Below are 16028 nucleotides of genomic sequence, written 5' to 3' on the forward strand. Positions count from 1 at the left end.
ATGAAAAGGATATATATCGCATTACTCATTAATATCATACTATTTTCAGCTTGTTCTGATATCTTGGACATTTCACCTAAAAATATTATTAGTGATGATGACCTGATGACAAGTGAATCTGGTATGGAGATTTATATGGCTAGAATGTATAGTCAGATGCCATTTGAGGATTTTAAATATACTGCCCAATGGGGTATCAACTACAGCGGTTGGTTATGTGCAATGGGTATTGAAGGTACAGGTGAAGCTTTGAACCGAGATGGTATATGTACTGCTTTTACAGGAGAGAGTACTCCGTATTGGGGAATGGCATTTACTTTATTGCGTGATGCTAATTATTTATTGGAAAAGCTGCCGGATTATAAGAATTCTTTTGCCGAAGATACATATAACCATTATTTGGGAGAGGCTTATTTCGTACGGGCATTTGTCTTCTATGCTATGGCTCGAAGGTTTGGAGGAATACCTCTAGTGACTAAAGTTATTAATTATCCGGAAGACAAAGATGAGATGGACATTCCTAGGGCTTCAGAGGAAGAAACTTGGGACCAGATCCTTAGTGATTTTAATAGTGCTATATCATTACTTCAGCCAACAAGCCCAATAAGTGGGTATTCTAATAAGTATGTGGCATTATCTTTTAAGTCAGAGGCTATGTTATATGCTGGCAGTGTGGCAAAATATAATGAGACAGTTACTGGCCGATTAACGGGTTTAGGTCAAAAAACAGGAGTAAGAGTCATTGGTTTTGCAGAAGATAGATGGCAAAATGCTGCCAATAAATATTTCTCTGAGGCTTATTTAGCTGCCCAAGAGGTTATTCAAAGTGGTATGTATTCCCTTTATAAAGAGAAATGGATCGAAAATGACCCTGAAGCACAGTACCAGAATATGGTGGATATGTTTAGTGACCTAAATAGTCCGGAGAATATTATGGTGAGGGAATATAGCTATCCTACGTATGCCCATGGGTATGATGCGTATAATGTGCCTTTTATTTTTAAATCGCCTTTGGCTTCTGGAACTTGTCCAACTGCTGATTTTCTTGAATTGTTTGAAGGTTTTGACCACTATCCTGATGGGACTATTAAGACAACAACTGGCGTATCAAGTGGAGATGGAAATTATCTTTTATATGATACTCCAATGGATTTCTTTAAGGATGCAGAACCTCGTTTAAGAGCATATGTTATTTTTCCAGGAGATATGTTTAAAAATGAAGAAATTGAGATTAGAGCAGGTGTATATACTGGTAGTGAACCGATTTCACCTTTATTTTCTGATTATTCATATGAAACTGCTTCTACAGGTTATCAGCATTTGGCCTTATATAAAGAAACTCCTAAAGAGTTGTATTTAAGCCCGCGTGAAGGAAGTCAGCAAGAAATAGTTACTTATAACGGAGAAGAAATAAATGCGGCTGGAGCTAATGGACCTTTTTATGATAATGGAGAATCTTGCCTAACAGGATTATATGGAAGAAAATGGCTTGTAGATGACCCCTCTTTTGTAGTTAATCAATGGACTTGTGAACAGCCATTTATTCTTATGCGTTACGCAGAAGTGTTGTTAAATGCTGCAGAAGCTGCTATAGAGTTGTCAATGGCTGGGGTGTCTTCTCCCGATGGGAGTGATATGTTACAAGTTGCTGCAGATGCTATTAATGATATTCGTATCAGGGCAGGGGCAAGTGAGCTTGCATCGAATTTTGCTTCTGATGAAGATAGTCGAAATATTATTCGAAAGGAACGTCGAAAGGAACTTGCATTTGAGCATAAAATTAAATGGGATATAAGGCGTTGGAGAGTACAACACTATGAAGGGCGTGATGGTTTCTGGGGAGAACCTCGTGACAAGGTTGCTTATAGTAATAATGCCCAATATCGTTTTAGGGGATTATACCCATTCTTCTCTACTGAAAGTGGAAAATACTTTTTTGATTCACATTTTCAGTGGGTTAAGTTGAAAACTTTCCAGTATAATATTGTAGATTATTATTTCTCAATTCCATCTGGAGAAGTGTCAAAAAGCCCTGTCATAGATCAACAGCCAAATAGATAAAACGTATTAAGTTAGTAAATGTAGTATGAAAAATAGATTTATTTATATATTATTCGCATTGATATTGTTCAACTCTTGTAGCATGTTTGATATCGATAATTATGATGCTCCTGCTGAAACATTAAAGGGGCAAGTCATTGATGTAGCAACTGGTGAACCTGTATTGACCGACCAGGGAAGTGAGGGTATTAGGATAAGGTTAACTGAGCTTAGTTATGGGGATAATGTTACTCATAATCCAGACTTTTACTGTATGCCTGATGGTACTTTTCAAAATACTAAGATCTTTAAAGGGCAGTATTATGTTCGTATTGATGGCCCGTTTATTCCACTTGTCCGTGAAGATAGCCGTGGTGTGCCTGTTGCAGATGAAATTAAAACAGTTGATATTGCCGGTGTTACCGAAATTACATATGAAGTACAGCCCTTTTTAAAAGTTGAATGGGTTGGTGAACCTACTGTTAGTAATAACAAAGTAAAGGCTAAGGTGCGTGTTACCCGTGCTGTTACTCCTGAGGTTTTTAAAGAAAAAATAGAACCTATGGGAGACTATAGTAGTAGTTTTTTAAATGTTACAGACATTCAGCTTTTTGTTAGTTATTCTTCTAGTGTTGGGTATAGGGCTAGAGACCAACGTTGGTCGAGTGAAATTGAGTACACTGGTGCTGCCTTTAATTCCTTGTTAGGACAAACTATCACGATTGAATCTAATGGTGAAATTCCTTCCGGGAGTGTTGTTTTTATTCGAGCTGCAGCTAGAATAAATTATGATACCCCTATCGGAAGTGGCACAAGAAGGTGGAATTATAATGAAGCTACGCAAGTATTAATTCCTTAATCTATAATTAATACCCTTCCTAGTTACAACTGCCTAGTAATAGGTGGTTTGTAACTTGTGGGATGCAGTTTGAAGTCACGGTTTTCAGCAATGATTGTTTGGTGGAATGTACTTTAACATCAATTCATAAATTGATTGTAAAGTATAGCTGTGTATAGTCTTTATTGTTTAGTTCGAAGTGTAATTGTTAGGCTATCTATTTTGTATCTAGCTGTTGAGTTGGGTATATAAAGTTAGACTGTTATCCGATAGGGATTGATATTTTTTTATAACTAAAATATTATGAGGAAACAAGCCATTTGTAAAACTTGTTAACACTTGAAGGTGGAAAAAATGGGGAGTTTCAGATGATATAAAAAAACAATATAAACAGATGAAACGAACCATGAGAAAAAGTTCTCACACACGAGGATGACTAAATTGGTGAGTTCCATATGGCATTAAAAAACAATTTAGACATATGAAACGATTAATAATATATGTAGCATTTTGTGTATCTGTTATTGCAAATATTAATGGGCAAACCAAAAACTTGGTAGATTACGTTAATGTACTTGTTGGTACGCAATCAAAACATTCATTGTCAACAGGTAATACTTATCCTGTAATTGCTAGGCCTTGGGGTATGAATTTTTGGACTCCACAAACTGGCGGCATGGGAGATGGGTGGCAATATGTTTATACGCATGATAAAATTAGAGGGTTTAAACAAACACATCAACCGAGCCCATGGATCAATGATTATGGGCAGTTTTCAATCATGCCGGTTACCAAAGCATTGACATTTAAAGATGACGAACGGGCAAGTTGGTTTTCTCACAAGGCAGAGGTTGCAACGCCATATTATTATAAGGTTTACCTTGCGGACCATGATGTTGAAACAGAAATTGCGCCTACATCACGTGCATCCATATTTAGGTTTACCTTTCCAGAAAAAGAGCAATCATATGTTGTAATTGATGCATTTGATAATGGCTCATTTGTGAAAATATTGCCTGTGCAAAATAAAATAATAGGATATACAACTAAAAATAGCGGTGGTGTTCCGGATAATTTTAAAAATTATTTTGTAATAGTTTTTGATAAAACTTTTACATATATGTCTACTGTTGACAAAAATAATATCATTGATGGGGCAAAAGAATTAGTTAGTGACCATGCGGGTGCTATCATTGGTTTTTCTACAAAAAAGGGCGAAAAGGTTCATGCTCGAATTGCATCGTCTTTTATAAGCATAGAGCAAGCTGAGTTAAATTTACAAGAGTTAGGTGATAAAACTTTTGACCAAATTAAGGCTGAAGGAAGAGATGAGTGGAATAATGTTCTTGGGAAGATTGTTGCAACAGATGATAATATAGACAACTTAAGGACTTTTTATTCATCATTGTATAGAGCAGTATTGTTTCCACGTAATTTTTATGAATTTGATGCAAATCAGAAAGTAGTGCATTATAGCCCATATAATGGTGAAGTATTGCCTGGATATATGTTTACCGATACAGGTTTTTGGGATACTTTCCGTGCTTTATTTCCTTTTCTTAATCTGGTATATCCTTCGATGAATCAGAAAATGCAAGAAGGATTAGTTAATACATATAAAGAAAGTGGGTTTCTTCCTGAATGGGCTAGTCCTGGCCATAGAGGCTGTATGGTTGGGAATAACTCTGCTTCAGTTGTCACGGATGCTTACTTGAAAGGCATAAAAGTTCAGGATGCAGAAACTCTTTGGGAAGCTGTAGTTGCTGGGGCAAATTCAAACCATCCTACCGTTAGTTCAACAGGCCGATTGGGTTATGATTATTACAATAAATTGGGATATGTCCCTTATGATGTTGATATAAAAGAAAATGTTGCAAGGACATTAGAATATGCTTATGACGATTGGTGTATATATCAGTTAGGAAAAGAACTGGGAAAACCAAAGTCAGAAATTGAAATATATGCTCATCGAGCAATGAATTACAAGAATGTTTTTGATCCTAGCCATAACTTAATGAGGGGTAAAAATCAGGATGGTACATTCCAAAGTCCTTTTAATCCATTAAAATGGGGAGATGCATTTACGGAAGGCAATAGTTGGCACTACACCTGGTCTGTTTTTCATGACCCAGAAGGGCTAATTAGCCTTATGGGAGGTTACACTAAATTTAATAGTATGCTTGATTCTGTTTTTAATTTACCTCCAATCTTTGATGATAGCTATTATGGTTCAGTGATACATGAGATTCGTGAAATGCAAATTATGAATATGGGCAATTATGCACATGGAAACCAGCCAATACAGCATATGATCTACTTGTATAATTATTCAAAGGAACCGTGGAAAGCACAACAGAAAGTAAGGGAGGTGATGAAAAAGCTTTATAATGCAAATGTTGATGGATATTGTGGAGATGAAGATAATGGACAGACATCTGCATGGTATGTATTTTCTGCTTTAGGATTTTATCCTGTATGCCCGGGTACAGATGAATATATTATAGGTTCACCTCTTTTTGAAAAAGCTGTTATTAATCTTGAAAATGGTAATCAAATTGAAATTGAAACAGATAATAATAGTAATGAAGATGTTTATATTGATAATATGTATGTAGATGGTAAAAACTATTCTAAAAATTATCTAAATCATCAGCAACTAACAGATGGGGTTAATATTAAGTTCCAAATGTCTGCAAAGCCAAATAAAAGTAGGGGAACAAAAAAATCTGATTTGCCATATTCTTTTTCTAATGATCGATAAGGGTATATTATCATTTACATAGTGTTTGTAATTTTTGAAGTTTGAGATAATGAGGTTGGTGATTTTAATTTTTGTTTCGCTATTATTTGGTGTAAGTTCTATCTATGCGCAAAGTATTACAGTAGGGACCTATAATATACGTTATAAAAATACTGCTGATTCTATAAACGGTAACCCTTGGTGTCAACGCTGTGATGTTATCTGTGGGATGATTAATTTTCACGCTCTAGAAATATTTGGAGCCCAGGAAGTATTACATGAACAGTTACTTGACATGTTGCAACGATTATCTGGTTATGGTTATGTGGGAGTTGGCCGTGATGATGGTAAAACAAAAGGAGAGTATGCTCCAATATTTTATAGAAAAGATAAATTTAAAGTACTTGATTCCGGTAATTTTTGGCTTTCTGAGGATACTAGTTATCCTAATAAGGGTTGGGATGCTGCGTTGCCACGTATTTGTACATGGGCTAAATTTAGGGTAAAGGATAGCGGTTTTGAATTCTTATTTCTGAATCTTCATATGGATCATGTGGGAGTGGAGGCACGAAAGAATAGTGCAAAGCTAGTTTTGGAGAGAATAACTCAGTTTACTGACAGTTTACCAGTTGTTTTGACAGGAGATTTTAATGTAGACCAGTATAGCCCAAACTATAAGATTCTTGTTGAGTCTGATCTATTAAAGGATAGTTATAAAGTTGCCAATATTAGGTATGCTTTAAATGGGACATTTAATGATTTTAAATCAGAATCGATGACAACTAGCCGCATTGACCATGTTTTTGTTAGTGCTGGATTTAAAGTGTCTCGTTATGGTGTTTTAACTGATACGTATCGGGTATTTAATGGTGATAGTATATCGGAAGGTTCAGATAATTTTCCAAACGAAGTAACTTACAATAATTGTGTTGCTAGAGTGCCTTCTGACCATTTTCCTGTAAAAGTAGAATTAATCTATGAATAGAAAGTAATAGAACTATAAAATTGATTTAATATACGAGTGGATATTTTTGATTGTTAGTATTTGTAGACAGTTATAGGCTGTTTTAAGATGGGGGGATGCCCCCATCTTATTTATGAAATATAGAAATGAATAATGAGTATTTTACTTAATAATAAATTAGGAAATAGCTATGAGTAATAGAAGAGATTTTTTTAAAAACAGTGCAATTGCATTAGCAGGTATGGCATTGCTTCCTAAAGCATCATTATTAGGTGCTAACAATACAAGCATGTATATAAGTAAGCGCCCATCAATCGACAAAAGGAAGTTCTCTTCTGAAGAAGTAGAAAAAGTAATAACGGAAGCAAAATCGAGAATTAAAGATCCAAAGCTAGCGTGGATGTTTGAGAATTGTTTTCCTAATACATTAGATACAACTGTTGAGTATAACTTGATAAATGGACAACCTGATACTTTTGTTATAACAGGTGATATTCATGCTATGTGGTTAAGGGACTCAACAGCTCAGGTCTGGCCTTATTTGCCATTAGCAAAGAAAGATAAGCAATTAAGAAGCTTAATTGCTGGCGTTGTTTTTCGTCAAACCAAATGTGTTTTGATTGATCCATACGCAAATGCTTTTAATAAAAGTATTGAGGAAAAGTCGCATTGGGAGAGTGATAACACTGAAATGAAAAAAGGTGTTCATGAACGCAAATGGGAAATTGATTCTTTGGCATATACAGTACGCCTTGCATATTATTATTGGAAAACAACTGGAGATACATCTGTTTTCAATAAGGATTGGGAAAAGGCTGCAAGGATTATTCTTAAAACATTTATAGAGCAGCAACGTAAGAATGGGGTTGGCCCTTATGTTTTTGCAAGGAAAACAGACCGCCAGTTAGATACTTTATCAAATGAAGGATATGGGCGTCCTTTAAAACCTATTGGATTAATAAATTCATCTTTTCGCCCATCTGACGATGCTTCTACTTATGGATTTCTAATTCCTTCTAATTTATTTGCTGTTGAGTCATTGAAGCAATTGGCAGAGATTAGTTCAACTGTAAAAGGTGATGTGCAATTTTCAGGACAATGTATGGAGCTTGCAAAAGAAATTAATCACGCAATTCAAAAATATGGAATTGTTAAACATCCTAAATATGGACAAGTATATGCGTTTGAAGTAGATGGTTATGGGAATCACACATTTATGGATGATGCAAATGTGCCTAGTTTGTTGTCTATGCCATATCTTGGGCTTATTGGACCAAAAGACAATGTTTATAAGAATACACGTGAGCTAATATGGAGTGATAGTAATCCATATTTTTTTAAAGGAAAATTTGGAGAGGGGATAGGTGGCCCACATATTGGTTATGATATGATTTGGCCAATGAGTATTATTATGAAAGCAATGACCAGTACAAGTGATACCGAGATTAGGTGGTGTATTAAGACTTTGCGGGATTCAGATGCAGATACTGGTTTTATGCATGAAACCTTTCATAAGGATAATCCCCAAAAATTTACGCGTTCATGGTTTGCTTGGGCAAATACACTATTTGGAGAATTAGTTTTAAAACTAATAAATGAGAATAAAGAACATTTATTAGTATAATTTAATTGAAAATATTTAAGACGCTTTGTATTAGTTTGGTTTGTTGGATGTAGGGGAAGGGATAAGACAAGAACACTAGAACAGGGTTCTTGTCTTTATAAATTATATTAAATATGAAAACATTTTTTTTGTTTATGGGGATGCCTGGAGGATTCGAATGGGTACTCGTGATTTTAGCTATAATTTTAATGTTTGGAGGAAAGAAAATTCCTGAACTAATGAAAGGATTAGGGAAAGGTATGAAAGAATTTAAAAAGGCTAGAAATGAAATTTATGAAGAATTAGATTAGAGATGAAGTATATTTTTTTAATAGTAGTTTATGCTTTTACTTAGTATAAATGTATTTACACAAACTTATAATGGGGATAACTACCGCAAAGAAATTTCACCAACTAAAAATGATATTTTATTAATCGCTGATGGAACTTCATTGGGCGTATTGTCTTCAGCTCGATGATATAAAGTATATAATAAGTTGGGAAAAGTGGAACTTGCAATAGATCCATATTTTTGTGGATATGTTAAAACATTTTCATCAAATGCTCCTACTACGTCTTGTTATATGACAGGAATGCCTCAGTAGACTGAAAATGTGGCTATTTACCCACGCGCTGATAAGTAGAATGATATAGTTGATGTTGATTCATTACTGGCTTATCAGCCACTTTCCACAAGATTGTAGGCTGCAAAAGTGGAAAAAGGTAAAGCTACTGGTTTATTACAAAAACATACAGCTTTGTCCTAATAGTATAATAATGGTAATTATAGGCAGTTTATTTTGGATGATTATAATAATCCTATTTTAATAGGTTGTGAAAATAAATCAAAATAAGTAATTATTTTAGGTAGGGTTTTTTTTAAAACAGGCTACTACTAATGAAAAACAATTAGAGATGAGGGAAACAATTAAAAAATATTTAGAGGTATTGCTTTTGAAGATGAGCAAAAGTAATTGCTGAATTAGCTTGAAAACAAAGATAATTCTAGAGAATTTTAAAAAGAGAAAATTATCTGAATAAAAGAACTTCTTACCTCAATTGTTAGTCAAGATATAGAAGCTAGTTTAGTTCGTTTACAATCGAATATCATAAACGATGAGTTTGCTATAGGTGTCATATGCTACATATATTGATATGCTGTTGTTATCATGTAGATTTTACTTTTAACATTAGGTGGTGATTTTATTAGAAATCATATGGTTGAGTCTTTATATACTAGTGTTATAGCTGACAATGATCACGTTTCTAAAATTATTTTGCCATATCATTTACTGTGTAGAAGATATCATTGGTAAGTATCACAGGATTGAGAATTGGACTAGGTTACAGTTTAGATGGATAATTTTCGCAACGAAACACAACTAGTATTGTATCCAGAAAATGATGATTTTAAAAATAATGAATGGGAAGATTCATGTATTGTGTAAGATATGAATGGTATTTATTATATGACTTATATAGCTTATGATGGAGATAAATCATGTTTGTTGATATATGGTCGAAATCTGAATCTATTTTACATATTTATAAGAACGAAAGAGTTATAGCTACGAAAAATGATGTGAAATGCTGGATCTATAGAGGTGAATCAAACATCTATATGGCAACATCAAATAATTTAGTTGATTGGGAGCCGATATGAGTAAAATGCAACTTATTGAAAAGAGAAACTATATAAATGCCTTTAAGATTGTTTTCTCAACCTGAAAAGGCAAATTTGATAGTGATTTAGTTAAACCAAGTCCTTCAGCAATACTTACAGAAAATGGTATTCTTTTTATTTGCAACTGTAAAAATAGTACAGAGCATAGAGATAAACATTTGCCTGATGGCACTTATGCTGTATTTTAAATATTAATGGAGAGACATGAACCAGCAAGAGTATTAAAACGAACTTAAGATTGGTTTATCATGCATGATCAACAATTTGAAATTACTGGTCAATTAAATCATGTGTGTTTTGTTGAAGGCCTAGTCGTTTTATAAAATAAATGACTTTTATATTAAGAAAAAGCAGATTCAATAATAGCAATAACTGAATCGTAAGCTAAATTGAGGATTGAAAAATAAAATCATAAAAACAAGCTAAAACTTAATTTACAATTAGAATGATCTGATACTTCTTTATATGATTAAAAAATAATTTATTAAAATGATAAGTTTATGAAAAAAAATCACGTTTTAAAAAGGATAAGCATTTCCTTAGTTTTTGCTCTGTTTTGTTCTGGATTCGCTTTTAGCCAGACTGAAATATCAAATGCTACAGAATTAGCTTCAATAGCTAATGATTTAAACGGCAATTATATTTTAACAGCCGATATTACCTTAACAGCCGAATGGAGTCCAATTGGAAATTTTGCAGGGATATTAGATGGAAATGGACATGTGATAAGAGGTTTAACTTATGATAATACAGAAGGTAATAGTGTTGGTGTATTTGCAACAACAACAGGAGCAACTATAAAAAAAATAGGAATAGAAAATGCTAATGTGATTGGTAATAAGGATGTAGCAGCTCTAGTTGGAATTATGACTGGTGGTTTAATAGAAGAATGTTATGTCTCTAACAGCTATATCAAAGGAGGAGATCATGTTGGATCTCTTGTAGGACAAACTACTTCAGATGCATTGATTAAAAATTGTTATGCCTCTGCATATATATTATGTACAAGTTATAATACAGGAGGACTAGTGGGGAGTGCTAAGACTTCAACAGTGTCAAAATGTTATTTTTCTGGTTTTGTAAGAGGTATGGGATCTTCTTGGCGTTCAGGAGGCCTTGTTGGGTATATTGAAAATGGATATCTACCAGTAGTTGAATATTGCGTAAACCTTTCGCCACTCATAATATCTAATTCAGGAGAATCTCTACGAATAATTCCAAGGACAGATAGGTCTGCCGTACTTACAGAAAATTATTCATTGAATTCAACTTTAGTTGGAACATCTTATGATTTGAGTACTTTGGATATAGTTGATGAAAATAATATTCATTATGGTTCTGATAATTATAATGGCGCTAATTTACCAAGTGATGCAGACGCAAAAAATAGTACTTTCTACGCAAATAATTTAGGATGGGATTTTACAGAAATTACGGGTGTATGGAAAATGTTAAATGATGGTTACCCTGTTTTTCAATGGCAAAATACCCCTGTTAATATATCAATTTTAAATTTAGATGCCCCTGATGATTTGGATATATTGGATAATACAAGTTATCCATTAAGTAATCTTAGCCAGATTGATTTCACAAAGCTTATATGTAGCCATGGCGTAAGTTTGGGTGTAAGTTGTGAGAGTTCAAAAGTTGATATTTCAACAGGCCTGGTGGCTAAAATTAGTGATGACATAACAATAACGGCAAATGAAGATGTAGATGTAAATATTAGTGCAGATAATGATTTTGTTATTTCGAATACTGTGGCTACCATCACTCTTGCTCCAGGTTTTCCTAACTTTTTAAGTTATCCTGAAGGTGTTGTAAGCCCTTTATACAATGCAGGGCCTGGTATGGCAATTGACCAAACTTCAGTTACGTCAGAAGACTGTAAAATGGCTGTAATTAGTAATACAAGTGTAGATACTTTTTCTGATTACATTCAATCATTGATTAATAATGGTTTTGTACAAACATCTACCTCAAGCCTTGAGGATAATGTATTCTATACTCTTGTCAATGAAGATAAAATATACTACCTGTATTATACTTCTAGTAAAAGTCAGGTTCGCATTATTCAAGACAATGCATCAAGGAATTTGGTTGATGAATTAGATGCAACTGTGCAGGGTACAGGCGATACTGAATTTTATCTTTATAGCCTAGATCATACTCATGGGGAGGGGCAAACCAGTAAAGTTGATTATTGGGAAATTGATTGTGGAGCATTATTAATTATTAAATTAAAGGATAACAGCTTGTTTATTGTAGATTCAGGACATGAACGTCAAAGTAGTAATGCTGCACTAGAAGGATTAATGAATTTTATGTATCAAATAACAGGACAAGAAAACGGGAGTTTGATTAATATACGAGCATGGTTTTTTTCACATGCGCATGGGGATCATGTGTATATGAGTTATCCTTTCCTTGAAAAATATCATAATATATTAAATATAGAAAGTGTATTAACTAATTTCCCCTCTTATCAGACAATGAATTCAGGTTATGATTCAGGAACGTTTCTAATGAAAGAATCATTTAATACATATTATCCAAATTGTAAATATATAAAATTACATACTGGGCAACATTTCTCATTACAAGGAGTATGGTTTGATGTATTACATACGCACGAAGATGGAGTTTCTTCAGCAGGCGAAACCATGATTGGTAATTTTAATGATACATCAACCATATTACAAATAACAATCAATGGTAGTAAAATTATGTTATTGGGTGATGCCGATTCAGTTTGTCAGTCAGACATGTTGAGTATGTATACTAGTAGTACGTTAAAGAGTGAATGTGTTCAAACAAGCCATCATGGCTTCAATGATTTAACAGCATTATATAGTGAAATAGGTGCATCCTATGCCCTATTTTGTAATTCGAGTGAAAATATAAGTACTACAAGTAATGCTTATCAAGGAGTTATTAATGCATCAGATTATGTTACTACATTATTTGATGATCCAGATACGAATAAATTAACATTTGATAATGGAGATGTAATTGCAGAAACAGAGCCTAGTTATCGCTCTTATTTTACAACAGTTGGGGTTCCAGATCTAACTATAGGTGCAGTAAGTAGCCAAGGAAACCATGAAGACATAAGCAGCGTTTTAAGTAAAATCTCTCTAGCCGATAAGTTAATTGATAAATCGGTTACAGGGACAGAGGGTGTAAGTACATCAGAATCCGCTTATCTAATGTTAGATGGCGAAACATCAACAAAGTATTGTACTAAAAATATTCCTTCAACATTGTCGTGGACAATGAAAGAGCAGGTGACTCTAAAATGGTATGTAATTTATACCGCCAATGATAATGCAGATCATCCAGGGCGTAATCCTCAAAAATGGGGTTTGTATGGTTCTAATAATGCTGTTACTTGGAATTTGATTGATGCTGTATATGATCCGCAATTACCAGATGAGAATTATGTAGGGACTGCATTTAGTATTTCAGATCCTGTTCCGTATCAATATTATTGCTTTAGGGTTGAATCAACAGATGGCTCAGATGTATTACAATTTTCAGAAATAGGTTTATATACTAGTGAAGAACTTACAACAAATGTTGATGAGGCGAGTGTCCAAAGTAATGCTGATATTCGTGTAAATAATAAAGGAAATAGACAGGTTGAAATATGCTATAAAGGAGAAGCGGAAGCTTATGTTTCTATATATGATTTATCTGGACAGTTGTTTGTAAATAAGAAAATTCAGAATATAAATACTCTAGTTACAGTTCCTGTAACAGGTATTTATCTTGTCGTATTAAAAAATAATGAAACAACTTTGGTAAAGAAAATAAGACTCTAATAGGTCTATTAGAAAACTATTTGAGTAAATTTTTTGAAGTATCAAAAAAATAAATGGGATTTTGAAATAGTATGTGGTAAATGTAAAACAATTTAAAAAGTACAGGTAAGAATTGTTTACTTACTACATACTATCCATAATAAAAACACTAGTATTACAATGGTTTTTCATAAAAAGGGAATGAGGATTTATGGTTTAATGATTACAGTTGTGTTTGGAGGTGTTGTTTTTCTATTTTTAATGGAAATTATCTGATACTAGCATAATAATTTTTGTCGGCGCTTAATATCATGCATTTGCTTCATTTGTCATTAATAGTAAAAAAGAGAATGTATTAAATAGTATTTTACACTATCATATTTGTTAAAAAGTATTAAGGCGTAATGAAAAATAATTGTAATAATATTACTTAAATAGAATTGCAATAACAATTGAAAGCATAGCATACTCTTTTTCAAGTTTTTTTCTTAATTGTTCTTTAGCCTGACTAATATATTTTTCCACTGTTTTAACTGAAATATCTAGCTCTACAGCAATTTCTTTCTGCTTTTTACCTTCAATTTTACTTTTAATAAAAACTTCTTTGCGTTTAGTTGGCAATTCGTCAATCGCTTCTTTAAGGGATGTAATTAAACTTTCTTCTAATGTTTTTTCTTTCTTTTCAGTAAAATCTAACTGATACAAATACTGAAGTTCATTTATTGGTAATTCATCAATGTATATGTTATTTTGTATTAGTTGCTTTTCTTTTAAAATTCTTAAGCATTTATTTTTAAGGATAACAAATAAATAGCTTTCTATAGATTTATGAACATCAATATTCTCCTTTTTATCCCATAGGTGAGTAAAACAATCCTGAATAAGGTCTTTAATCTGATCTTCGTCATTAATAAAGAGTCGACAATAGCATGTCATCCTCGGCTGCAATGCTATAAATAACGAAGAATATACTTCAGGATTACCTTGTTTTAATTTTTTGTTTAATGCGATGTCGTACATAAATTTTTCAGTCAGTTGAAAGCGCATGCAAAATAAATTAAATTAATAAAAAATAACAATTATTAATAATAAAATTAGTGAATGATATTTTGAATTATTTAGGTAAAACAGTGAATTAAGCTTTGTGCTAATTGTATAATAATGGTAATAATTATAGGCAGATTATTTAGAAATATTATTATAATCATATTTTAATAGGTTGTGAAAAAAAATTAAAATAAGTAATAATTTTAGGTAGGGTTTTTTTTAAAACAGGCTACTACTAATGAAAAACAATTAGAGATGAGAGAAACAATTAGAAAATATTTCGAAGGTATTGCTAATGAAGATGAGCAAAAACAATTGCTGAATTGGCTTGAAAACAAAGAAAATTTTATAGAATTTAAAAAAGAGAAATTTATCTGGAAAAAAGAATGTCTTACCTCAATTGTTAGTCAAGATATAGAAGCTGGTTTAGTTCGTTTACAATCGCATATCATGAGTGATGAGTTTGCCAATGTTGTTAGGTTAAAAAAAATACGCTACATATATAGATATGCAGTTGCTATTATGTTGATTTTGCTTTTAACAGTAGGTGGTATTTTTATTAGAAATCGAATGGTAGAACCTTTGTATACTAGCGTTATAGCTGATAATGGTCATGTTTCTAAAATTATATTACCTGATCAATCAGAAGTATGGTTAAATTCTGGTTCTTCTTTAACTTACAATGATAAATTTGCCAAATCAAATAGAGACCTAAAGTTAGAAGGGCAGGCATATTTCGATATTAAACATGATGATAGACTTCCTTTAGTTGTTCAAAGTAAAGATGTAAATGTTAAGGTGCTGGGGACTAAGTTCGAAGTAGAAGCATTTGAGGCAGTAGATAAAACTTCAATTTTACTTGAAAAGGGGTCGGTTGAAATGTCATTAGTAAAAGATCCTTCAAAGAAGGTTATTTTAAAACCTGGTCAAAGAGCTGTATTCGAAACTAATTCTGGAAAGATTGTTCGAGATGCTGTAAATACAGACAAATATACTTCATGGCGCAAAGGTATACTTAATATATACAATTGTCCTTTATCAGAGGCTGTATTAAAACTTGAAAGAAGATATAATTATAAATTTATTGTGGATGAAAGATTAAAAGAGTATAAAATAAGTTTATCTATTGAAGATGAGGATTTAGATGATGTACTAACTATTATGGAAAACATTGCCGCAGTAAAAATAGAACAATTTAGTGATACAATTTATTTTGAATCTCGCAAAAAATAAATAAAAATAGGAAAGTGCAGCAACACTTTCCTAAGGAATTCTAAATAATCGGCATCAAAATAATGATGCCAAATTA

At 32.7% G+C, this 16028-nt stretch carries 10 protein-coding genes; 9 read left to right on the plus strand and 1 reads right to left on the minus strand.

Going from position 1 to position 16028, the window contains the following annotated elements:
- From OM075_RS15790 to OM075_RS15825, 8 genes are all read left to right on the plus strand, one after another.
- Complete coding sequence (locus OM075_RS15790; protein WP_301191503.1) at nt 1–2061, plus strand: RagB/SusD family nutrient uptake outer membrane protein; 2061 nt, start codon at nt 1–3, stop codon at nt 2059–2061.
- An 82-nt stretch (nt 2062–2143) separates the two neighbouring features.
- Complete coding sequence (locus OM075_RS15795) at nt 2144–2899, plus strand: DUF3823 domain-containing protein (RefSeq protein WP_301191504.1); 756 nt, start codon at nt 2144–2146, stop codon at nt 2897–2899.
- A 460-nt stretch (nt 2900–3359) separates the two neighbouring features.
- Entirely contained in the window at nt 3360–5639 is a 2280-nt protein-coding gene (locus tag OM075_RS15800) for a GH92 family glycosyl hydrolase (protein ID WP_301191505.1), read from the plus strand.
- Between the two features lie 49 nt (nt 5640–5688).
- Complete coding sequence (locus OM075_RS15805; RefSeq protein WP_301191506.1) at nt 5689–6603, plus strand: endonuclease/exonuclease/phosphatase family protein; 915 nt, start codon at nt 5689–5691, stop codon at nt 6601–6603.
- 169 nt (nt 6604–6772) lie between these two features.
- The gene (locus tag OM075_RS15810; RefSeq protein WP_301191507.1) at nt 6773–8206 is read left to right on the plus strand and encodes a glycoside hydrolase family 125 protein; all 1434 of its coding nucleotides are present in this window, start codon (nt 6773–6775) and stop codon (nt 8204–8206) included.
- A gap of 113 nt (nt 8207–8319) precedes the next feature.
- Nucleotides 8320–8496: a Sec-independent protein translocase subunit TatA/TatB gene (locus OM075_RS15815; protein WP_301191508.1), complete on the plus strand. Its 177-nt coding sequence runs from the start codon at nt 8320–8322 to the stop codon at nt 8494–8496.
- A gap of 30 nt (nt 8497–8526) precedes the next feature.
- Nucleotides 8527–8664, plus strand: coding sequence for a hypothetical protein (locus OM075_RS15820; protein ID WP_301191509.1), 138 nt, complete (start codon nt 8527–8529; stop codon nt 8662–8664).
- 1705 nt (nt 8665–10369) lie between these two features.
- Nucleotides 10370–13693 (plus strand): T9SS type A sorting domain-containing protein, encoded by a 3324-nt coding sequence (locus OM075_RS15825; protein ID WP_301191510.1) that lies wholly within the window; start codon nt 10370–10372, stop codon nt 13691–13693.
- Nucleotides 13694–14098: 405 nt separating this feature from the next.
- Here the strand turns inward: OM075_RS15825 and OM075_RS15830 are convergent, their stop codons facing one another.
- Nucleotides 14099–14719, minus strand: a complete 621-nt coding sequence (locus OM075_RS15830; protein ID WP_301191511.1) for an RNA polymerase sigma-70 factor — start codon at nt 14717–14719, stop codon at nt 14099–14101.
- A 255-nt stretch (nt 14720–14974) separates the two neighbouring features.
- Here OM075_RS15830 and OM075_RS15835 point away from each other — a divergent pair, with 255 nt between their 5' ends.
- Complete coding sequence (locus tag OM075_RS15835) at nt 14975–15952, plus strand: FecR family protein (RefSeq protein ID WP_301191512.1); 978 nt, start codon at nt 14975–14977, stop codon at nt 15950–15952.
- Nucleotides 15953–16028: the final 76 nt, after the last annotated feature.

The sequence above is a fragment of the Plebeiibacterium sediminum genome (genome assembly GCF_026013605.1).
GTDB lineage: Bacteria > Bacteroidota > Bacteroidia > Bacteroidales > Marinilabiliaceae > Saccharicrinis > Saccharicrinis sediminus.

What these genes read in the sequence shown, in the direction of transcription:
- OM075_RS15790 (WP_301191503.1), top strand. Translation starts at nt 1, where the DNA reads ATGAAAAGGATATATATCGCATTACTCATTAATATCATACTATTTTCA.
- OM075_RS15795 (WP_301191504.1), top strand. Translation starts at nt 2,144, where the DNA reads ATGTTTGATATCGATAATTATGATGCTCCTGCTGAAACATTAAAGGGG.
- OM075_RS15800 (WP_301191505.1), top strand. Translation starts at nt 3,360, where the DNA reads ATGAAACGATTAATAATATATGTAGCATTTTGTGTATCTGTTATTGCA.
- OM075_RS15805 (WP_301191506.1), top strand. Translation starts at nt 5,689, where the DNA reads ATGAGGTTGGTGATTTTAATTTTTGTTTCGCTATTATTTGGTGTAAGT.
- OM075_RS15810 (WP_301191507.1), top strand. Translation starts at nt 6,773, where the DNA reads ATGAGTAATAGAAGAGATTTTTTTAAAAACAGTGCAATTGCATTAGCA.
- OM075_RS15815 (WP_301191508.1), top strand. Translation starts at nt 8,320, where the DNA reads ATGAAAACATTTTTTTTGTTTATGGGGATGCCTGGAGGATTCGAATGG.
- OM075_RS15820 (WP_301191509.1), top strand. Translation starts at nt 8,527, where the DNA reads ATGCTTTTACTTAGTATAAATGTATTTACACAAACTTATAATGGGGAT.
- OM075_RS15825 (WP_301191510.1), top strand. Translation starts at nt 10,370, where the DNA reads ATGAAAAAAAATCACGTTTTAAAAAGGATAAGCATTTCCTTAGTTTTT.
- OM075_RS15830 (WP_301191511.1), bottom strand. Translation starts at nt 14,719, where the DNA reads ATGCGCTTTCAACTGACTGAAAAATTTATGTACGACATCGCATTAAAC.
- OM075_RS15835 (WP_301191512.1), top strand. Translation starts at nt 14,975, where the DNA reads ATGAGAGAAACAATTAGAAAATATTTCGAAGGTATTGCTAATGAAGAT.